The organism is Pseudomonas sp. TE3786 (genome assembly GCF_054057335.1).
The window spans coordinates 37890-56877 of the sequence record NZ_JBSRZF010000013.1 but is presented as its reverse complement, the minus strand read 5'-3'; the positions used below and the strand labels follow the sequence as shown (position 1 = coordinate 56877).

At 61.2% G+C, this 18988-nt stretch carries 21 protein-coding genes; 15 read left to right on the top strand and 6 right to left on the bottom strand.

All coding sequences use genetic code 11. The features are described from left to right. Nucleotides 1-5 precede the first annotated feature (5 nt). Nucleotides 6-713: an NUDIX hydrolase gene (locus ACVW0Y_RS15210; protein WP_457439142.1), complete on the bottom strand. Its 708-nt coding sequence runs from the start codon at nt 711-713 to the stop codon at nt 6-8. Nucleotides 714-933: 220 nt separating this feature from the next. On the opposite strand from ACVW0Y_RS15210, the gene ACVW0Y_RS15205 reads away from it, so the two are divergent. The 5 genes from ACVW0Y_RS15205 to greB are packed head-to-tail and all read left to right on the top strand — an operon-like array spanning nt 934 to nt 5317. Then, nucleotides 934-1581 (top strand): nicotinamidase, encoded by a 648-nt coding sequence (locus ACVW0Y_RS15205; protein ID WP_457439141.1) that lies wholly within the window; start codon nt 934-936, stop codon nt 1579-1581. Nucleotides 1582-1591: 10 nt separating this feature from the next. Then, nucleotides 1592-2821 (top strand): nicotinate phosphoribosyltransferase, encoded by a 1230-nt coding sequence (pncB, locus tag ACVW0Y_RS15200; protein WP_457439140.1) that lies wholly within the window; start codon nt 1592-1594, stop codon nt 2819-2821. Between the two features lies 1 nt (nt 2822). Then, complete coding sequence (gene nadE, locus ACVW0Y_RS15195) at nt 2823-3650, top strand: ammonia-dependent NAD(+) synthetase (RefSeq protein WP_457439139.1); 828 nt, start codon at nt 2823-2825, stop codon at nt 3648-3650. Between the two features lie 45 nt (nt 3651-3695). Then, complete coding sequence (solA, locus tag ACVW0Y_RS15190) at nt 3696-4841, top strand: N-methyl-L-tryptophan oxidase (protein WP_457439293.1); 1146 nt, start codon at nt 3696-3698, stop codon at nt 4839-4841. Then, nucleotides 4838-5317: a transcription elongation factor GreB gene (gene greB / locus ACVW0Y_RS15185; RefSeq protein ID WP_457439138.1), complete on the top strand. Its 480-nt coding sequence runs from the start codon at nt 4838-4840 to the stop codon at nt 5315-5317. The genes solA and greB overlap by 4 nt, the downstream gene beginning before the upstream one ends. Nucleotides 5318-5395: 78 nt before the next feature. On the opposite strand, the gene ACVW0Y_RS15180 is transcribed toward greB, so the two are convergent. Then, complete coding sequence (locus ACVW0Y_RS15180) at nt 5396-7900, bottom strand: ABC transporter permease (protein WP_457439137.1); 2505 nt, start codon at nt 7898-7900, stop codon at nt 5396-5398. After that, nucleotides 7900-8583 (bottom strand): ABC transporter ATP-binding protein, encoded by a 684-nt coding sequence (locus ACVW0Y_RS15175; RefSeq protein ID WP_457439136.1) that lies wholly within the window; start codon nt 8581-8583, stop codon nt 7900-7902. The genes ACVW0Y_RS15180 and ACVW0Y_RS15175 overlap by 1 nt, the downstream gene beginning before the upstream one ends. 10 nt (nt 8584-8593) lie before the next feature. On the opposite strand from ACVW0Y_RS15175, the gene ACVW0Y_RS15170 reads away from it, so the two are divergent. From ACVW0Y_RS15170 to ACVW0Y_RS15160, 3 genes are all read left to right on the top strand, one after another. Further along, complete coding sequence (locus ACVW0Y_RS15170; protein WP_457439135.1) at nt 8594-9199, top strand: arylesterase; 606 nt, start codon at nt 8594-8596, stop codon at nt 9197-9199. A 191-nt stretch (nt 9200-9390) separates the two neighbouring features. Continuing rightward, complete coding sequence (locus tag ACVW0Y_RS15165) at nt 9391-9672, top strand: hypothetical protein (RefSeq protein WP_457439134.1); 282 nt, start codon at nt 9391-9393, stop codon at nt 9670-9672. Nucleotides 9673-9749: 77 nt separating this feature from the next. Then, nucleotides 9750-10709: a L,D-transpeptidase family protein gene (locus ACVW0Y_RS15160; protein WP_457439133.1), complete on the top strand. Its 960-nt coding sequence runs from the start codon at nt 9750-9752 to the stop codon at nt 10707-10709. A gap of 229 nt (nt 10710-10938) precedes the next feature. On the opposite strand, the gene oprI is transcribed toward ACVW0Y_RS15160, so the two are convergent. Beyond that, the gene (gene oprI / locus ACVW0Y_RS15155; RefSeq protein ID WP_108096720.1) at nt 10939-11190 is read right to left on the bottom strand and encodes an outer membrane lipoprotei OprI; all 252 of its coding nucleotides are present in this window, start codon (nt 11188-11190) and stop codon (nt 10939-10941) included. A gap of 447 nt (nt 11191-11637) precedes the next feature. Here oprI and ACVW0Y_RS15150 point away from each other — a divergent pair, with 447 nt between their 5' ends. Next, nucleotides 11638-12903 (top strand): hypothetical protein, encoded by a 1266-nt coding sequence (locus tag ACVW0Y_RS15150; RefSeq protein WP_457439132.1) that lies wholly within the window; start codon nt 11638-11640, stop codon nt 12901-12903. Nucleotides 12904-12922: 19 nt separating this feature from the next. Next, nucleotides 12923-13192, top strand: a complete 270-nt coding sequence (locus tag ACVW0Y_RS15145) for a GNAT family N-acetyltransferase (protein WP_108096718.1) — start codon at nt 12923-12925, stop codon at nt 13190-13192. Between the two features lie 59 nt (nt 13193-13251). On the opposite strand, the gene ACVW0Y_RS15140 is transcribed toward ACVW0Y_RS15145, so the two are convergent. Together ACVW0Y_RS15140 and ACVW0Y_RS15135 are read right to left on the bottom strand one after the other, a co-directional pair. Continuing rightward, on the bottom strand, nt 13252-14328 hold the full coding sequence (locus ACVW0Y_RS15140; protein ID WP_457439131.1) for a 3-deoxy-7-phosphoheptulonate synthase: 1077 nt from the start codon (nt 14326-14328) through the stop codon (nt 13252-13254). Nucleotides 14329-14496: 168 nt separating this feature from the next. Further along, nucleotides 14497-14919 carry a PilZ domain-containing protein gene (locus ACVW0Y_RS15135; RefSeq protein WP_457439130.1) on the bottom strand — a complete coding sequence of 141 codons (423 nt, stop codon included), beginning with the start codon at nt 14917-14919 and terminating at the stop codon, nt 14497-14499. A gap of 32 nt (nt 14920-14951) precedes the next feature. Here ACVW0Y_RS15135 and ACVW0Y_RS15130 point away from each other — a divergent pair, with 32 nt between their 5' ends. The 5 genes from ACVW0Y_RS15130 to cysB all read left to right on the top strand — a co-directional run bounded on the left by ACVW0Y_RS15130 (nt 14952) and on the right by cysB (nt 18936). After that, on the top strand, nt 14952-15311 hold the full coding sequence (locus ACVW0Y_RS15130; protein ID WP_457439129.1) for a thioredoxin: 360 nt from the start codon (nt 14952-14954) through the stop codon (nt 15309-15311). After that, nucleotides 15311-16267 carry a putative 2-dehydropantoate 2-reductase gene (locus ACVW0Y_RS15125; protein ID WP_457439128.1) on the top strand — a complete coding sequence of 319 codons (957 nt, stop codon included), beginning with the start codon at nt 15311-15313 and terminating at the stop codon, nt 16265-16267. The genes ACVW0Y_RS15130 and ACVW0Y_RS15125 overlap by 1 nt, the downstream gene beginning before the upstream one ends. Nucleotides 16268-16274: 7 nt before the next feature. Beyond that, entirely contained in the window at nt 16275-17180 is a 906-nt protein-coding gene (locus ACVW0Y_RS15120; protein ID WP_457439127.1) for a 5'-nucleotidase, read from the top strand. Between the two features lie 114 nt (nt 17181-17294). Further along, on the top strand, nt 17295-17798 hold the full coding sequence (locus tag ACVW0Y_RS15115) for a universal stress protein (RefSeq protein WP_457439126.1): 504 nt from the start codon (nt 17295-17297) through the stop codon (nt 17796-17798). A gap of 163 nt (nt 17799-17961) precedes the next feature. Continuing rightward, nucleotides 17962-18936, top strand: coding sequence for an HTH-type transcriptional regulator CysB (cysB, locus tag ACVW0Y_RS15110; protein WP_457439125.1), 975 nt, complete (start codon nt 17962-17964; stop codon nt 18934-18936). The last annotated feature ends 52 nt before the right edge of the window (nt 18937-18988 follow it).

Below are 18988 nucleotides of genomic sequence, written 5' to 3'. Positions count from 1 at the left end.
GGGCGCTAGTCCAGAAAGCAGCGATCAAACAGATAGAGGCTGGCCGGCTGCAGGTTCTCCAGCGTGGCCTGGGGACGGCCGCCATCACCATTCTTCTTGCGTCCGGTCTCTTGCAGATGGCCGGCCTCGCACATCTTCAGCAAGCGCTGACGCATGCTGGTCTTCAGCACCGGGCGGCCCAATACCAGCGAGAAAATCGTCACCGCCTCGGGGGCGCTGAACTCGGTGCCGAGAAACATCAGCGGCAAGCTGCTGTAGGTCGATTTGGACAGCAGCCGCTCCTGGGTGGCGGCCACCAGCTGATTGTGGTCGAAGGGTAGTTTGATCGCGGCGCTGGCCACTTCACTGAGGGGGAAAAACGCCTGGCTGTCCGTCAGCGGCGCCTGGTCGCCGGCAATCGCCAGGTAGAAGGTCGATGACGACCAGCAGCGCGGATCGCGGAATGCGTCGCCGACCGTGCCCACTTGTTCGAGATAGGCTAGCGGCATACCAACCTTGCTCGAGGCGCGCAGACGTTTTACTGCGTCGTCCAGGCTGAGGTCCAGGGTGCTGCCGTTGACCACGATACCGGGCAGCGCCCAATGCGCGGCGAAGGGTTCGGCGTCGCGTTGGATCAGCAGAATCTGCAGCTCGTGAGCGTCACGGCAATAGCGCAGCACGCAGAGGTCAACGGTGTGCAGGTAGGCGCTTTTTTCTTCGCTGGGTGTTGGCATGGCTGAACATCGAATCTGCTGGGGGAACGGCTGACAAGGTATATGTCGTGTACTTTGTTTTCAACAATAAACAGCATCGCGGCTGAAGCCGCTCCTACGGAACCGTAGATTCTGTAGGAGCGGCTTCAGCCGCGATCCCTGCAAACGACTTATTTAACTTCTCCTGTTGATTTAAAAGTACACGACGTGTACTTTGTGCTCGTCCACAGGAGAAACCGCCATGAACAGCTCGCCGATGAAAACCGCTTCCTTCGATGTCGATGCGCAGAAAAGCTTCACGCCGCTGTGCCCGGACGAGTTGCCGGTGGCCGGCGGCGAACTGATCGGCGCTGAGCTGAACTACATGGCCAGCCTGGCCAGCGTGCGGGTGGGCAGCAAAGATGCGCATACCCCGCAAGCACCCTGGGTGGTGAAAACCCACGCCGACATGCTGCAACCGACGCAACTCGAACATGCCGACCTCACCTGGGTCAGCCACTGCGTACCGGGCACCGAGGGTTTCACCTTGCTCGACGAGTTGCCGACCCCCTACGACTACGACTACTTCGTGTGGAAGGGCGTCGAGCCGGACCTGCATCCCTACGGTGCCTGCTACCACGACCTGCACGACAAACTGTCCACCGGGGTTATTGAATACCTGCGCAGCCGGGGCGTGGAACGGGTGATAGTCGGCGGGCTGGCATTGGACTTCTGCGTCAAAACCACCGCCTTGCAACTGGCCAAAGCCGGTTTTCAGGTGATCATTCAGCTTCCCGCCTGCCGCGCAATTAGCGAAGATGGCGCCGCGCAGGCAATCGCCGATATGCAGGGTGCCGGTGTGATCATTTCCAGCAACCGTGCGCAATTAGCCTCACTGGTAGGCGTTTAAGGACAACATCATGGAAAGTGCCTACGACCGCGACAGCGGAGTGATTCAGAGCCTTCTGGATACCGATTACTACACCTTCACCATGATGCAGGCGGTGTTGCACCAGCACCCGAACGTCGATGTGGAGTACCAGTTCATTGTCCGTTCCGAGGAAAACCTCGGGCACCTGATTCCGCAGATCCGCGAGGAGCTGGAGAAGCTCGCCGCCATGCGCATGCGCGAAGACGAGCTGCGCTTTCTGTTCGACAAGCGCCGCCGTGAATACCTCACCGCCGATTACGAGCAGTTCCTCGGCCTGTACCGCTTCAACCTGCGCTACATCCTGGTCAATCAGGTGGACGGCCAGCTGAATATCCGCGTCCGTGGGCCGATGCTGCACTGCATCATGTTCGAGCAACCGGTGCTGGCGTTGGTCAGCGAGCTGCGCAATCGGGAAAAATACCCCGAGGTGGAGCTTGAAGACGTTACCCGCAAGCTCTATCAGAAGTTCGACTGGTTGCGTAAAAACGCCAGTGAGGAAGAACTGGCCGAGTTTCGCGTATCGGATTTCTCCACCCGCCGGCGCCTGTCGTTCAAGGCCCAGCGCGAGGTGGTGAATATCATGCGCCGCGACTTCCCAGGGGTATTCGTTGGCACCAGCAACGCGCACCTGGCCTATGAGTTCGACTTGCCGCTGATCGGCACCATGGCGCACCAGTGGCTGATGGTGCACCAGCAGCTCAGCCGCTTGCGTGAAAGCCAGAACGCCGCGCTGGAAAACTGGGTGCGTGAATACCGTGGCCGTTTGGGCATCGCCCTGACCGACTGCATCAGCACCGACTTTTTCCTCAAGGACTTCGACCTGTATTTCGCCAAGCTCTACGACGGCTTGCGCCAGGACTCGGGTAATCCGATTGTCTGGGCCGACAAGGTGCTGGCGCGTTATGCCCAACTGGGCATCGACCCGATGACCAAGGACCTGATGTTTTCCGATGGCTTGAACTTCGAAAAATGCCTGCCGATCATTCGCCACGTGCGTGGTCGGGCCAAGTTCGGTTTTGGTATGGGCACCAGCCTGGCCTGTGATGTCGACGGCGTTGAACCGCTCAGCATCGTGATGAAGCTGGTGCGGGTACATGGCGAACCGGTGGTGAAGTTCTCTGATGACCCGATCAAGAACGTCTGTGAAGACGCGTCATTTTTGCAATACGCCGCCAATGTGTTTGGCGTGCGCGACACTGAACAGCCTGTAGGAGTGTGAAATGAGCACCGCGAAGCAAGATGCGATTGCCCGTGAACTGGGGGTTAACCGGCAGCTGGTCGAAGGCGGCGAGCAGGCCGAAATCGCCCGCCGTATCGACTTTATCAAGGGCGTGTTGAGCAGCTCCGGCTGCACCTCGCTGGTGCTGGGTATCAGCGGCGGCGTCGACTCGCTGACCGCTGGCCGTCTCTGCCAGTTGGCGGTGGAGCAACTGCGCGCCGAGGGCAAGCAGGCACAATTCATTGCCGTGCGCTTGCCGTACAAAACCCAAGCCGATGAGCAGGATGCCCAGGCGTCGCTGGATGTGATCCAGCCAGACCAGACCACCGTGGTGAATATTGCTGACGCTGTCGAAGGGCTGATGGCCAATGTCGCCATCGACGGGCTGACGCCGGCACCGAGCCTCACCGACTTTGCCAAGGGCAACGTCAAGGCGCGCACGCGCATGGTGGCGCAGTACGCCATCGCCAACTTCAGCAATGGCCTGGTGGTGGGAACCGATCACGCCGCAGAGGCGCTGATGGGCTTTTTCACCAAGTTCGGTGACGGTGCCTGCGACCTCGCGCCCCTGACCGGTCTGTGCAAAAGCCAGGTGCGCATGCTCGCCGCGGCCCTCGGTGCTCCCCATCGTCTGGTGTTCAAAGCGCCGACGGCGGATCTCGAAGAGCTGGCCCCCGGCAAACTCGATGAGACCGCTTACGGTTGCACCTATGAGGACATCGACGGCTATCTGCTGGGTAAGGCGGTAGCGCCGGAAGCGACCGCCATCATCGAACGCGCCTTTGCCAAGACCGCACACAAACGTGCCCTGCCACGGGTGCCGGAATAGGTGACGGCGTTGCACGTTGAGGTGGCAGTGGTCGGCCTTGGTGCCATGGGCGCGGCCACCCTGTACCAATTGGCCAAGCGCGGGGTGAAGGTGGTCGGTATCGACCGTTTTGCACCTCCCCATGACCAGGGCTCCAGCCATGGCGACACGCGCATCACCCGCCAGGCGGTGGGCGAGGGCGACGCCTATGCGCCGTTGGTACGCCGTGCCCAGCAGATCTGGCGCGAGCTGGAGGCCGAAACCGGTGCCCAGCTGTTCGAGCAGTGCGGCGTGCTGGTGATGACCTCCAGCGAAACCGCCACTTCCCACCATGGCACCGCCGATTTCACCGAACGCACCCTGTCCCAGGCGCGCCGCTATGGCATCGAGCATGAAGCGCTGGACGCCGCGCAAATCCGCGCGCGCTTTGCGCAGTTCGCCCCGCTGCTCGACAGCGCCACCGGCTACTACGAACCGGGTGGCGGTTATGTGCGTCCGGAGCAATGCATCGACACCCAACTGCAGTTGGCGCGCCAGCACGGTGCCGAGCTGCTGACTGGGGTGACAGTCACCGCCCTGGAGTCCAGCGCCGAGCAGGTGACGGTGTTCAGCAGCGGACCCACCGTGCATGCCAAGCGAGTGATCGTCTGCGCCGGCATGTGGAATGCCGAGCTGCTGGGGGCACCGTTCGACCGGTTGCTGCGGGTTTGCCGGCAAAAACTCTATTGGTTCGAATTGGCGCAGCCGAGCATTTTTCCCGCGTTATCGCCGACCTTTATCCTCGCCCATGGGCCGACCGACGAAGACCTGTGTTACGGCTTTCCGCCGATGCCGGGGGAGCACTCGATAAAGATCGCCACCGAGCAATACGGCGTCAGCACGGTGCCCGCTGCGCTGGATCGCCAGGTGACTGACGAAGAATGTGCCGAGATGTTCGCCGGCCAACTGCTGGGCAAGATCGCCGGGGTAACACCCAAGGCGGTGAGGACGGCGGTATGCACCTACACGGTGACGCCGGACTTCCACTTCATCATCGATCAGCATCCGACGCAGCCCCATATCACCGTAGTCAGCGCCTGTTCCGGGCATGGCTTCAAACATTCCGCCGCCATTGGCGAAGCGCTGGCCCAGCAGGTGGTCGATGGCCACAGCGAACTGGACCTGAGCGCCTTTTCATTGGCCCGTTTCGCCCCAGGGGAAGCCGCAGTTTGAGCACGCAGATCATCACCGTCGAAGGCCATGAAGCGCTGAAGCAGGAGCTGGACTACCTGTGGCGGGTGAAACGCCCGGACACCACGCAAAAGGTCACCTGGGCCGCGTCCCTTGGCGATCGCAGCGAAAATGCCGACTACCAGTACAACAAGAAACTGCTGCGCGAAATCGACCGCCGTGTGCGCTACCTGCGCAAGCGCCTGGAGGATATGCGCGTGGTGGCCTACTCGCCGGAACAGGAAGGCCGCGTGTATTTCGGCGCCTGGGTGGAAATTGAAAACGACGACGGCGACAAAAAGCGCTTTCGCATCGTCGGCTACGACGAAATCCACGGCCGCAACGACTACATCTCCATCGACTCGCCCATGGCCCGGGCGCTGTTGAAGAAGGAGGTCGGCGATGAATTTATGGTCGACACCCCGGAAGGGGAGAAGTGGTGGTGGGTGAATGTGATCGAGTATGTGAAGCCGGCCTAAAGAGCATCGCGGCTAAAGCCGCTCCTACGAGAATGCACTATCCGTAGGAGCGGCTTTAGCCGCGATCCGCGCGCCCACTTAACCTTCGCGCAGCACCGTCAACGGGCTGGCATTCAACGCGCGGCGAGTACCGATCACCCCGGCACTGCCCACCAGCACCGCGCCAATCAGCGGCAAAACCAGCAGCCACCAATGCGGTGTCCAGACCATGTCGAAGGCAAAGCGGTAGAGCAGAAAGCTCACCAGCTCACTGCCCAGCGCCGCGAGCAAACCGCTGGCCGCGCCCAATACGCCGAACTCGGCCAGACGCGCGCGCTGCAACACCTTGCGCTCGGCACCCAGGGCGCGCAGCAGTGCGCCCTGGCGGATGCGTTCGTCGAGGGTGGCCTGCAGGCCGGCGAACAGCACGGTCAAGCCAGCAGCCAGAACGAACAGCAACACGTACTCCACTGCCAGAGTGACCTGGGCGAGGATGCTGCGCAGCTGCGCCAGGATCGCCTCCACTTGCAGCAGGGTCACCGCCGGGAAGCTGCGCGATAGCTCCACCAGCTGGCGTTCATGCTGCGGCGGCAGATAGAAGCTGGTCAGGTAGGTCACCGGCAGATCCTGCAGAGTGCCGGGCTCGAAGACCATATAGAAGTTGGGCTGGAAGGTGTCCCAGTCGACTTCCCGCAGGCTGGTGACCTGAGCCTCGCGGTTGAGCCCGCCAACGCTGAAGCTCAGGCGGTCGCCGAGTTTCACCTTGAGGCTTTCGGCCAGTTTGCTTTCGATAGAAACGCCTGGCACCGCAGGGCTTTTCTCGGCCGTCCACCAGTTGCCGGCCACCAGCTTGTTGCCCTCTGGCATGTCGGCTGCCCAGGTCAGGCTGAGGTCGCGGCGCACGGCGCGGTCGCCGGTGGAGTCCTTGCTCACCACGTCCTTCACCGGCTGGCCATTGATCGCCACCAGCCGGCCTGGCACCACGGGGTACAAGGGCGCTGGGTGTGGCGAAAGCTTGGCCAAGTGTGCGGCAAAGGCGTCTTTATCGGCGGGCAGCACATTGAGGGCGAAATAGTTGGGCGCATCCTTGGGCAACTGCTGTTGCCAGTTGTCCAGCAGCTCGCCACGCAGCAGGGCGATCAGGGCCATGGACAGCAGGATCAAGCCGAAGGCCAGGGTCTGCCCGGCTGCCGCCAACGGGTGACGCAACAGCTGGCCAAGCCCCAGACGCACCGGCAGCGGTGCCCCCGCCAGCAGGCGGCGCAGGCCCTGCAGGCCCAGCACCAGGGCACCACCGAGCAGCAACGCGGCGACCAGACCGCCGCCGAGCAGGGCCAGGGTCAGCGGCAGATCGAGGCTCAGGCGCCACATGATCAGGGTCAGGGCCAGCAGGGCCGCGCCATACACCAGCCAGGAACTGGGCGGCACCGGCATCAGGTCACGGCGCAGAACCCGTAGTGGCGGCACCCGTCCCAGCGCCGCCAGGGGCGGCAGCGCAAAGCCGGCCAGCGCCACCAGGCCAGTGGCGATCCCGGCCACAGCCGGCATTACGCCGCCGTTGGGCACGGTGGCGGGCAGCAATCCACCCAGCAGATAAAACAGTCCCAACTGCCCGAGCCAGCCGAGCAAGGCCCCCAGGCCGCTGGCCAGCAGGCCGAGCATGGCCAGTTGCAGGGTGAACACCGTCAGCGCTTCCCGGCGCGACAGACCCAGGCAACGCAGCAGGGCGCTGGCGTCAAAACGTTTGGCGGCAAAGCGCGCGGCGCACAGCGCCACGGCCACCCCGGCGAGCAGCACGGCAGCCAGGCTGGACAGGTTCAGGTAGCGCTCGGCGCGCCCAAGGGCACCACCGACCTGGCGGTTGGCGTCGCGCGCGCCTTCGATTTTCTGGTTGGCCGCCAGCATTGGCTTAAGGGCCTGGCGGTAGCTTTCCAGGTTTTCCGCGCTGCCGGTCCACAGTTCGGCATAGCGCACCCGGCTGCCCGGCTGGACCACGCCGGTGGCCGGCAGGTCGTCGAGGTTCATCAGCAGGCGCGGGGTAAGGCTGTAGAAGTCACCGGCGCGGTCCGGTTCATAGGTGAGTACGCGGCTCAGGCGCAGGGTTTTCGCGCCGACATCGACGCTGTCGCCGACCTTCACATTCAGCGCCACCAGCAGTCGCGCCTCGACCCAGGCCTCGCCCGGCTGCGGGCTGCCGCCGCTGGTTTCTTCGCCATAGGGGGCCAGCGCGCTTTTCAGCTGACCCCGCAGCGGGTAGGCGCTGCTCACCGCTTTGACGCTGGCCAGCTGAATGCCTTCGTCAGCCGCGATCACGCTGGAGAACTCCACCAACTGAGCATGCTGCAGTTGGCGCTGGCTAGCGGCCTGCAACTGCTCCGGGCTGGCCGGTGAGCTGCTGCTGAGCAGCATATCGGCGCCGAGGAATTCGGTGGCACGCAGCAGCATGGCCGCGTTCAGACGGGCGCTGAAAAAGCCGATGGCGGTACTGGCGGCCACGGCGATCAGCAGGGCGAAGAACAGCACCCGCAGCTCGCCGGCGCGGGTGTCGCGGCGCAGTTGGCGGGCGGCCAGGTTGAGCAGACGAGTAAAGGGCAGGCCGGTCATCAGGCTTGCGCCGTGTGCACGATATGCCCGGCTTCCAGGCGGATACGCCGATGACAACGTTGCGCCAGACGTTCATCGTGGGTCACCAGCACCAGGGTGGCGCCGCGCTCCTGATTGATTTCGAACAACAGGTCGCTGATGTGCTCGCCGGTATGGGTGTCGAGGTTGCCGGTGGGCTCGTCGGCAAACAGCACCGCCGGCTCGGCGGCAAAGGCGCGGGCAATCGCCACCCGTTGCTGCTCGCCGCCAGACAGCTGGCGCGGCGTGTGGCTCAGGCGTTTGCCCAGGCCGACCCGTTCGAGCAGGGCACGGGCCCGCTCGCGGGCATCGCGATGGCCTTCGAGCTCCAATGGCAGCATGACGTTTTCCAGCGCGTTGAGGCTGTCGAGCAGCTGGAACGACTGGAACACAAAGCCCACATGCTCGGCTCGCACCCGGGCGCGTTGGTCTTCGTCGAGGGTATTGAGGGTGTGGCCGGCGAGGGTGATCTCGCCCTGGCTGGGCAGGTCGAGGCCGGCAAGTAAACCGAGCAGGGTGGATTTCCCCGACCCGGAGGTGCCGACTATCGCCAGGCTGTCGCCGCGCAGCAGGTCGAGGGAGAGGTCGTGGAGGATGGTCAAATCGCCTTCCGCGCTGGGAACCACTTTGCTAAGGTTCCGCGCAGTAAGAATGCTCGCGGTCATGGAGATTCCAATGCGTACATGGTGGGTAACCAGTGCCCTGGTCGTAATGCTTTGGGCACAAGGGGCGGTGGCAAGCACGGTGCTGGTCGTCGGCGATAGTATCAGCGCCGGTTTGGGCCTGGAAACCAGCCAGGGTTGGGTCAATTTGTTGCAAAAACGCCTGCAGGAGGGCGGTTTCGCGCAGAACGTAGTGAATGCCTCGATCAGTGGCGACACCAGTGCAGGAGGCCTTGCGCGCCTGCCGGCGCTGCTTGCAGAGCATAAGCCGGATCTGGTGATCATCGAGTTGGGTGGCAACGACGGCCTGCGTGGCCAGCCGCCGGCGCAATTGCAACAAAACCTTGCGTCGATGGTGGAGCAGTCCCAGCAGGCGGGGGCGAAAGTGCTGCTGTTGGGCATGCGTCTGCCGCCCAACTATGGCGAGCGTTACAACAAGGCGTTTGCTGCGGCCTTCAGCAACCTGGCCAGCGAGAAGCAGGTGCCGCTGGTGCCGTTCTTCCTTGAGGGCGTGGGCGGGGTGCCGGAGCTGATGCAGGCGGACGGGATTCATCCGGCTGCTGGCGCTCAATCGAAGCTCCTCGATAATGCCTGGCCAGCGGTCAAACCTTTACTTTAAAACTACTGCGCTCGGCCATGCGGCGTTAAAAACAGATTCAAAAATGCTCATTGGCTACAGCCAACTCCGCTTTTTTCAGCTGTTTTTGCCTTGCCTGGCCTTCACTCGTTACGTTTTAAAAAAGGCCTGATCGGAAGGCTTTTCCAGGCGCAACCTTTCGGCTAAGGTGGCGCCGTCCCCAGGAGCCCTCAATGCCGCGCCCCGCTTGGTCCTTACACGCTTACCAACTGATCGAACCAGACGAGCAGCTCGACCTGTTCGCCTGCCGTGAGATTCGCGTGCACCTGGTGGCCCGGCAACTTGAGTTGAGCGGTCACGCCGACCGTACCCTGTGCGGCGGTTTGCTGCCGGCGCAGCCCAAGTGGGTGAACCTGGAAAAACCCTTGTTGCGCGACAAGCGCCTATGCGCGGCCTGCTACGCCACCCTGCAGGCCCATCGCGAAGGCGACCGGCCACTGTGGCCGGGTGTCTAGGCCCCTCCCGGCCTGGCGAACGCGCGTGTACAATCGCCGTCTTTTCTCTACTCGCTAAATCAGCCAAGGATCACCGGATGTTGTCGCGCGCTCCTGCAGTCGCCCGTTCCCTGTCACTCGCCGCTTTGTTCGCGGTCGGCCCTGCCGCAGCGTTGGAATTCCCGCTGCCGCCACCGGGCGAAGACATCATTGGCCAGGTTCAGGTCATCACCGCCAAGTACGAAGACACCTTTGCCGATATCGGCGTGGCCAACGATCTGGGCTATCTGGAAATGGTCGCCGCCAACCCGGGTGTCGACCCCTGGCTGCCGGGCGTTGGTACGCAGATCATTCTGCCGACCCGTTTTGTGCTGCCGCCGGGCCCGCGCGAAGGCATCGTGATCAACCTCGCCGAGTACCGCATGTACTACTTCCCCAAAGGCGAGAACGTGGTGCACACCTACCCGCTGGGGATTGGTCGTGAGGGCTGGGGTTCGCCGATCAACCAGACCACCATCACCGCCAAGACCGCCAATCCAGCCTGGTACCCGCCGGCCTCGATCCGTGCCGAGCACGCTGCCGATGGCGACCCGTTGCCAACAGTGGTCGCACCCGGCCCGAACAATCCGCTGGGGCCGTTCAAATTCAACCTCGGCCTGCCGGGTTACCTGATCCACGGCTCGAACAAGAAGTTCGGCATCGGCATGCGCGTCAGCCACGGCTGCTTCCGCATGCTCAACAACAACGTGCTGGAACTGGCGAAGATGGTGCCGGTGGGTACCAAGGTGCGCATCCTTAACGATCCGTACAAATTCGGTGTTAGTGGCGGCAAGGTCTACCTCGAAGCCCACACCCCGCTGGACGACAACGGCAACCCGTCGGTGGTGGACAAACACACCGCGGTGATCAACGCCCTGCTCAAGCGCGAAGACCTGTCCAATGGCCTGAGCCTGGACTGGGAAGTGGTGCGTGACGTGGTGGCAGCCGAAGATGGCTTGCCGGTGGAGATCGCCACCCCAGGCGCAGTGATCACCAACACGGCGGCTGTTGCCCAGTAAGCGCCAGCCGCAAACAAAAAGCCCGCTGCCGGCTTACCTCGCAGCGGGCTTTTTTGTGGGCGTTGGCAATATCAAAAGCATCGCGGCTAAAGCCGCTCCTGCGAAATCGCACAATCCGTGGGAGCGGCTTTAGCCGCGATGTTCTTGCTTTTCGGTGCAGCCAATCGCTTTCTACCGATCAAAAAAAAGCCGGACCACAGAGGGTCCGGCTCTATAGCCGCGGGGGCTATTACTTGCGGCTGGCTTTTTCCAGCATACGAGCGGCGCGCTCGTTGGCTTCGTCAGCAGTTTGCTGAGCCTTCTGAGCAGCGGCCAGAGCCTCGTCAGCTTTGCGGTAAGCTTCGTCAGCACGAGCTTGAGCGCGAGCTGCTGCGTCTTCAGTAGCAGTCAGGCGAGCTTCAGTTTCTTTCGATACGCTGCTGCAACCGGTAGCCAGAACGGCGGCCAGAGCCAGAGCAGAGAGTTTCAGAACGTTGTTCATCGTGTTCCCCTTAAGGTGCATTTTTTCCATAAAGCAACTGCCCCGAGCTCGAGGTATTTGCCGGTCTACATACTACTCATTACTTGTAGTAAGTAAACGGACGTAGCGCCAGCGCAACACTTTTTTTTGGTGAAATTGAGCGTTATGTAAGCAAGTAGTAATGCAGTTGGATAAAAAATATCCAGGTGCGTCTGCGGCTTGTGCATTTACGCCAGCGCGCGGCGCTGCTCGGAATACTTTCCTGGCCATACTTCAGCGACTGTTGTCCGCTCTTTGCCGCGCAACTAGCGTTAAAAAACCGTCTATTTCGAGTTGTCCTTCACAGCTGCATAAATGCCTTGGTTCGACTGCCAACCAGGGTGGTAGCTGGCACTTTGCCGGCCTGTTAAGCTGCGCCGCACAAGACCTTCAGCAAAGTGCCTGTCTATCGACAGCAAGGACGTCATCGTGGCCAGAATTTTTAAATGGGGTTTGTTCGCGGCGATTGCCGTTGCCGTATTAATCAAGCTGTCACTGTGGTTATCGGTGCGTTCGATTATGAACGATGCCATCGCCCAGTTATCGCCGATTATGGATATCAGCTACGGCGGCATTACCTCCTCCTTTGATGGTCGTGTAGGTCTGGAAAGGCTCTCCATTAAAGTGCCGGCGTTTGGCGACAGCGTGCGGGTCGAGCACGCCCAGTTGAAGTTCAATGGCCTGGGCGAGCTACTGCGTTTCAAGGAAAGCCTGGCTGAAGGCAAGTTTCCCGAGCAACTGGCGATCAATCTGAAAGGGCTGGCTCTGGATGTTCATGGCCCCTTTATGCAACAGCTCTACGACGCGCCTGCCGAGCGCAGCCTGTTTACCGCCATGAGCGAAGTGAGCTGCGGCAAGGTGCGTTTTATCGGCACTACCGAGTTGCTGGAGATGGGCTACCGGACTTTTGAAACCGATGCGGAGCTCTCGTATCTGTTCTCGCCAGGGAAAAAAACGCTGCACTTCTCCATGAGCTCCGACACCCGCGATATGGGTGAGCTGAAGGTCACCCTGGCATTGGCCAATATGTCCGACAACCCGGGTGATATGCGCGTGCATCCGCCGGAGCTGTCGCTGGTGGCAGTGGAAATCAATGACAACCAGTACCAGCGCAAGGTGCAGGAGTTTTGCGCTGCCAAGCTGGGGCAAACCAGCGAGGCGTACCTGAAAACCGCGGTGGAGCAATTCGACAAGGTGCTGCGCAGTCAGCGTGTGGCGCTGGATCCGGCGGTGCTGGAAGCCTATGGCCGTTACCTCAAGGACCCACAGTCGCTGCGCCTGGAAATCAGCCCGAACGAGGGCCTGAGCTGGGACGGCCTGCAGTTTTTCGAGGCCAAGGATGTACTGGGTATGTTGCACCCGTCGCTGATGATCAATCAGCAGTTGGTGACGCCGCTGGGGTTCACCTGGTTCGACCCCAATGCACGCAAGGAGGCGTTGCCGAATGATTTGGTGGTTGCAGAAAAAGTTGAGTCAAAAGCCGCTACGCAGCAATATGAGTTCGTGAGTGTCGCCAGCCTGCCCGACTACGCTGGCAAGCGTTTGCAGTTCATTACCCATGACGGTACCTATTATCAGGGTGTGCTGCGCAAAGTGGAGAACGGCAAAGCCTTCCTCAGTGTCCAATTCGGCTCGGGGACGGCGGAGATGTTTTTGCGCTTGGATAAGATCGATAAGGTAAGGGTCATGTTCTAAGACCCGCTGAGGAGTTGTGATGAGCGAGGCGCTGTCTATCAACCATGACCAGGCAGGTCATCAATTCGAGACCACTGTGGACGGTGACCGTGCTTACCTTGCCTATATGGACCTGGGTAAGCAGACGCTCGATATCTATCGCACCTTTGTGCCCAATTCATTGCGTGGCCGTGGCATCGCTGCGGCGCTGACCGAGCGCGCGCTGGAGTACGCCGAACGGATGGGCTACACCGTGATTCCGTCGTGCTCTTACGTGGAACGCTATATGGAGCGCCGTGATCGGCACTGATCCACGGGCTAAAAAAAACGCCGGGCTAAGCCCGGCGTTTTTGTTTGTGCTTATCGTGCTTAGCCGCGCTGACGCTTGGGCAGCACGCCCTTGAGCTTGCTGTGCATGCCCAGCAGGGTTTTCTCGGTGGTGTCCCAGTCGATGCAGGCGTCGGTGATCGACACGCCGTACTTGAGGGCATTGAGATCTTTGGGGATCGATTGGTTGCCCCAGCCCAGATGACTTTCCACCATCAGGCCGACGATCGATTGGTTGCCTTCCAGAATCTGGTTGGCCACGTTCTCCATCACCAGGGGTTGCAGGGCCGGGTCCTTGTTGGAGTTGGCGTGGCTGCAGTCGACCATGATGTTCGGGCGAATGCCGGCCTTGGTCAGTTCCTGTTCGCACACCGCCACGCTCACCGAATCGTAGTTCGGTTTGCCGTTGCCGCCGCGCAGTACCACGTGACCGTAGGCATTGCCTTTGGTGGTGACGATGGACACGCCGCCTTCCTGGTTGATGCCGAGGAAGCGGTGCGGGCTGGAAACCGACTGCAGGGCGTTGATCGCCACAGTCAGGCCGCCATCGGTGCCGTTTTTGAAACCGACCGCCGAGGACAGGCCGGAGGCCATTTCCCGGTGGGTTTGCGATTCGGTGGTACGCGCGCCAATGGCCGACCAGCTGATCAGGTCCTGCAGGTACTGCGGGGAGATCGGGTCGAGGGCTTCGGTGGCGGTGGGCAGGCCCATTTCGGCCAGGTCGAGCAGCAACTGACGACCGATATGCAGGCCGTCCTGGATCTTGAAGGAGTCATCCAGGTACGGGTCGTTGATCAGGCCTTTCCAGCCGACGGTGGTGCGTGGCTTTTCAAAATACACGCGCATGACCAGATAGAGCGTGTCCGCTACCTCAGCCGCCAGCACTTTCAGGCGCTCGGCGTATTCATGGGCGGCTTTGATGTCGTGGATCGAGCAGGGGCCGACCACTACAAACAGGCGGTGGTCCTTGCCGTCGAGAATATTGCGGATCACCTGACGGCCTTGCACCACAGTTTGCAGCGCGGCTTCAGTCAGCGGAATTTCACGCTTGAGCTGGTCGGGGGTGATCAGGGTGTCGTTGGAGGCGACGTTAAGGTCATCGATCGGTAAATCAGCCATCGTGCTACTCGTCAGTCAGGTCGTCAGTCAGGTCAGGGGTGTCGGCCGCCAGCCATCTTGCGACAGAGCGCAGAGCGTAACGGGGGTGGGAACCTTAGCGCGTACGGCCCGCCTCGACAATGGGGCGTTCGTGCTTATGGGGCTGAATATGACGCTAAGGGGCAAGCCTTATTGCAGGCCGCTGACAGTGGAGAATGTCGCCGCGTGTTCGGCGATCCATTCCTTGGCAATGGCTTCCACGGGAAGGGGTTGGCCAAGCTCTTGTTCACGCAGGTGGCGGTAGTGTTCGATCTGGCAGACCTGTTCGACCATACGGGCACGGAACAGGGTTTCTTCATCAATAAAGGCAATGCCCACCAGATAGTCCGCTGGCTGCTTCTTGCACCAGGCCACTACGCCGCTGTAACGGGCCTGATCACCTAGCAGGGGAATACGCAGCTCTACGGCAGTGCCGCGGCGAAAACCTTTGGAAGAATTGCAGGCCACGCCGCCGAGGCTGATATTGTGCAGGCGCTGGCGGGGCAGGAAGGCGTGCTTGCGCTGGATCAGTTCAACTGGCATATCACTGGGATGACGCAAAAACTGTCGCATTACGGGAAAACTCCACTACTGGATGATGGCTCATGGACATCACTGCTAGCAGTATAGCCAGGCAAATCGAGCTGACCGATTACGATGCAGATCGCTCGTTGCTCGACTGGTCTGGCACATCGCTGCTGATATTTACGAGCATAGGCTGTGCCAGTTGCCGCTGGGCCCGTCGCGAGTTGCCGCAGATGGACCTCTCGGTGCAGCGTTTGTGCTGGATCGATGCCGCCAACAATGGCGGATTGGTCGAGCGTTATGAGGTTTTTCACTTGCCAGCGTTGTTCGTCGTGCGCGATGGTCAATTTTTCGGCGCGCTGCATACGCGCTTGCGTCCGGTCGAGCTGAACGCCGCTATGGCTGCGGCTTTGGCCCGTTTACCTGAGGAGCTTCCCTGATGTCGTTATCTCCCAATCCACGTATCGGCGTCATCGGTACCGGTGCCATTGGTGGTTTTTACGGCCTGATGCTGGCCCGTGCCGGTTTCGATGTGCATTTCCTGCTGCGCAGCGAATACGCCGCCGTAGCCGAGCGTGGCCTGCAACTCAATAGCGCCGTGCATGGTGCACTGCAGCTCGAAAACGTTCAGGCATATTGCAATGCCGCTGACATGCCGGCCTGTGACTGGCTGTTGGTGGGGGCGAAAAGCACCAGCAACGCCGAATTGGCACCGCTGATCGCCAAGGTCGCTGCCGCGGATGCCAAGGTGGTGCTGTTGCAGAACGGCTTGGCGGTGGAGGAGGGCTTGCGGCCGCTGCTGCCTGATTCCCTGCATCTATTGGGTGGTCTTTGTTATATCTGCGTGCATCGTGCCGCTCCGGGCGTGATCGAGCACCAGGCGCTGGGCGGGGTGAACCTCGGTTACCACAGCGGTCCGGCCAGCGAACCGGCTGCCCAGCTGGCGATTGCCGAAGCGGGTGCCGCGTTGTTCAAGCACGCCGGTCTGGATTCCACTGCCATGCCCAATCTGGCGCAGGCGCGCTGGCAGAAACTGGTGTGGAACGTGCCGTACAACGGCCTGTCGGTGCTGCTCAATACGGGCACCACGGCGTTGATGGCCCACGGCGAAACCCGTGCGCTGATTCTGGCGATCATGAAGGAAGTGATCCAGGGCGCTGCGGCGTGCGGCTACGAAATTCCTGAAGTGTTCGCCGACAAACTGCTGGCTTCCACTGACCGCATGCCGGACTACCTGCCGAGCATGTACCACGACTATGTGGAAAAACGCCCGCTGGAGCTGCAGTACATCTATGCCGAGCCATTGGCCGCTGCCGAGCGCGCAGGCGTCGATTTGCCGCGCATTCGCGCCCTGCAGCAACAATTGGCGTTTATCGATGCACGCAATCTGAGTTGAGGCGCTTATGAGCAAGGGACTGGGGGACAAACTGGTACTGGCGATTTCCTCGCGGGCGTTGTTCGACCTGCGGGAAAGCCACCGCATCTACGAAAGCCAGGGTGTGGAGGCCTACCGGCAATACCAGATCGAGCACGAGGAAGAAATTCTCGCCCCCGGCGATGCCTTTCCCCTGGTGGAAAAACTCCTGGCCCTGAATACCGCGCTTGGTCGGCAGCGGGTCGAGGTGATTCTGGTGTCGCGCAACAGTGCCGACACCGGCCTTCGGGCGTTCAATTCGATTCAGCACTACGGTCTGGAAATCTCCCGCGCCGCCTTCGTTGGCGGCCGTAGCCCGGATCCATACCTGGCTGCCTTCGGTTGCCACCTGTTCCTTTCCACCCATGCCGAAGATGTGCGCAGCGCGCTGCGCGCCGGGTTTGGCGCGGCGACCATTCTTTCCGGTGGTGCCCGGCGTGCGGCCAGCAACGAGCTGCGGATTGCCTTCGACGGTGATGCCGTGCTGTTTTCCGATGAGTCCGAACGGGTGTATCAGGCCGGCGGCCTGGTGGCGTTCCAGACCCACGAGCGCGAGTCGGCGCGCGAGCTGCTGGGCGGTGGGCCGTTCAAACCCTTTCTGTCGGCCTTGCACAGCCTGCAGCAGGAGTTCCCCCTGGAAAGCTGTCCGATTCGCACCGCCCTGGTGACCGCCCGTTCGGCACCGGCCCACGAGCGGGTGATCCGCACCCTGCGCGAATGGAACATCCGTCTGGATGAGTCGTACTTTCTTGGCGGCCTGGAAAAGACCGCGATTCTGGAAACCTTCGGTGCCGACGTGTTCTTCGACGACCAGGCCGGCCACTGCGAAAAAAGTCGCGAAGTTGTGGCCACCGGCCACGTCCCCCATGGCATCAGCAACGAGCCGCTGCTTTAACGCCGCCCTGATCGGCCTCCTGCCCGTTCGTCTTGGACTGCTAACAGCGCCTGGATTTATAGCCAGCGCTGCTAAGCTCAATCCAGGCCGTTAAGAGTGCAGTTAGGAGGCCGCATGATTCGCTCGATTCTTTACGCCACCGACCTAGGCCTTTACGCCCCCTACGTGTTGCAGCATGCCCTGGCCATGACCCGTGCCTTCGGCGCTGATTTATATGTGGTGCATGCCGTAGAGCCGATGGGGTTGTTTGCCGAGTCGGTACTGAAAACCTACCTGGATGAAGCGGTACTCACGGAAATTCGCATCAATGGCCTGAGCGGTGTACTGGCCAGTATTGAGCAGCGGGTGTTCGAGGGTTTTCGCGATGAGATGGGCGATGCCCAGCAGGATATGCAGATGGTTCGTGCTGTGCGTGTGGTGCAGGGTGACCCCCCGCAGGTGATCCTGGCCGAGGCGCAACGTTTTAATGTCGATCTGCTGGTGGTCGGCAGTCACAGCAGTCATACCGCCGCTCAGGATATTCCTCTGGGTCGTACGGCCGCGCGCTTGGTGCAGCTGGCGGAGATGCCGGTGTATCTGGTGCCGATGCTGCAGCACCGCACGCGGGCCGAGGTATAGCGGGACCGAGCGGCAAGCCGCAGGGGGCGGTAGAAAAGGCGGTGCTCTTGGGCTGATTCCTCTTATGCGAAGAAATAGTCTAGATTTAGCCTTCTAACCACTACTATGGTTATATAACGCCTTTGGCGTCTGCAGCATCGCCTTTTTGCTTTGAGGGATATTTATGAAGCTCCAGCAACTGCGCTACATCTGGGAAGTCGCGCACCACGATCTCAACGTGTCCGCCACGGCGCAGAGCCTGTATACCTCGCAGCCGGGTATCAGCAAGCAGATCCGTCTGCTCGAGGACGAGTTGGGAGTCGAGGTGTTCGCCCGCAGCGGCAAACACCTGACCCGTGTGACCCCTGCTGGTGAACGCATCATCACCACCGCCGGTGAGATTCTGCGCAAGGTCGAAAGCATCAAGCAGATTGCCCAGGAATTCTCCAACGAGAAAAAAGGCACGCTGTCCATTGCCACCACCCACACCCAGGCGCGTTACGCCTTGCCGGGGGTGATCAGCAACTTTATCAAGCAATACCCGGACGTGGCCCTGCATATGCACCAGGGCACGCCGATGCAGATCGCAGAAATGGCCGCTGACGGTACCGTCGACTTCGCCATCGCCACTGAAGGTCTGGAGCTGTTCAACGACCTGATCATGATGCCTTGCTATACCTGGAACCGCTGCGTGGTGGTGCCCCAGGGCCATGCCCTGACCAAGCTGCCCAAGCTCACCCTGGAAGCCTTGGCCGAATACCCGATCGTGACCTACGTATTCGGTTTCACCGGCCGCTCCAAGCTCGACGAAGCGTTCAGCCATCGCGGCCTGACGCCCAAAGTGGTGTTTACCGCTGCCGACGCCGACGTGATCAAAACCTACGTGCGCCTGGGCCTGGGCGTGGGCATCGTGGCCAAGATGGCGGTGGACGCCAAGCTTGACCCGGATCTGGTGGTGCTCGATGCCAGCGAACTGTTCGAGCCGAGCGTGACCAAGATCGGCTTCCGCCGTGGCACTTTCCTGCGTGGTTTTATGTGCGATTTCATCGAGAAATTCGCCCCGCACCTGACCCGCGATGTCATGGCCAAGGCCGTGCAGTGCCACAACAAGGTGGAACTGGAAGAGCTGTTTCAGGACGTGGTCTTGCCGGTGCATTGATCGGCGAGCATCAATTTCAAAGGCGCCTGCGGGCGCCTTTTTCGTAGGGTTC

Bases quoted from the DNA above. Each gene is read 5' to 3' on its own strand.
- ACVW0Y_RS15125 (WP_457439128.1), top strand. From the start codon at position 15,311: ATGTCGTTATCTCCCAATCCACGTATCGGCGTCATCGGTACCGGTGCC.
- ACVW0Y_RS15205 (WP_457439141.1), top strand. From the start codon at position 934: ATGAACAGCTCGCCGATGAAAACCGCTTCCTTCGATGTCGATGCGCAG.
- ACVW0Y_RS15130 (WP_457439129.1), top strand. From the start codon at position 14,952: ATGGACATCACTGCTAGCAGTATAGCCAGGCAAATCGAGCTGACCGAT.
- ACVW0Y_RS15165 (WP_457439134.1), top strand. From the start codon at position 9,391: ATGCCGCGCCCCGCTTGGTCCTTACACGCTTACCAACTGATCGAACCA.
- ACVW0Y_RS15210 (WP_457439142.1), bottom strand. From the start codon at position 713: ATGCCAACACCCAGCGAAGAAAAAAGCGCCTACCTGCACACCGTTGAC.
- nadE (WP_457439139.1), top strand. From the start codon at position 2,823: ATGAGCACCGCGAAGCAAGATGCGATTGCCCGTGAACTGGGGGTTAAC.
- pncB (WP_457439140.1), top strand. From the start codon at position 1,592: ATGGAAAGTGCCTACGACCGCGACAGCGGAGTGATTCAGAGCCTTCTG.
- ACVW0Y_RS15170 (WP_457439135.1), top strand. From the start codon at position 8,594: ATGCGTACATGGTGGGTAACCAGTGCCCTGGTCGTAATGCTTTGGGCA.
- ACVW0Y_RS15115 (WP_457439126.1), top strand. From the start codon at position 17,295: ATGATTCGCTCGATTCTTTACGCCACCGACCTAGGCCTTTACGCCCCC.
- oprI (WP_108096720.1), bottom strand. From the start codon at position 11,190: ATGAACAACGTTCTGAAACTCTCTGCTCTGGCTCTGGCCGCCGTTCTG.
- ACVW0Y_RS15120 (WP_457439127.1), top strand. From the start codon at position 16,275: ATGAGCAAGGGACTGGGGGACAAACTGGTACTGGCGATTTCCTCGCGG.
- ACVW0Y_RS15140 (WP_457439131.1), bottom strand. From the start codon at position 14,328: ATGGCTGATTTACCGATCGATGACCTTAACGTCGCCTCCAACGACACC.
- ACVW0Y_RS15135 (WP_457439130.1), bottom strand. From the start codon at position 14,919: ATGCGACAGTTTTTGCGTCATCCCAGTGATATGCCAGTTGAACTGATC.
- ACVW0Y_RS15145 (WP_108096718.1), top strand. From the start codon at position 12,923: ATGAGCGAGGCGCTGTCTATCAACCATGACCAGGCAGGTCATCAATTC.
- cysB (WP_457439125.1), top strand. From the start codon at position 17,962: ATGAAGCTCCAGCAACTGCGCTACATCTGGGAAGTCGCGCACCACGAT.
- solA (WP_457439293.1), top strand. From the start codon at position 3,696: ATGGGCGCGGCCACCCTGTACCAATTGGCCAAGCGCGGGGTGAAGGTG.
- ACVW0Y_RS15175 (WP_457439136.1), bottom strand. From the start codon at position 8,583: ATGACCGCGAGCATTCTTACTGCGCGGAACCTTAGCAAAGTGGTTCCC.
- ACVW0Y_RS15160 (WP_457439133.1), top strand. From the start codon at position 9,750: ATGTTGTCGCGCGCTCCTGCAGTCGCCCGTTCCCTGTCACTCGCCGCT.
- ACVW0Y_RS15180 (WP_457439137.1), bottom strand. From the start codon at position 7,900: ATGACCGGCCTGCCCTTTACTCGTCTGCTCAACCTGGCCGCCCGCCAA.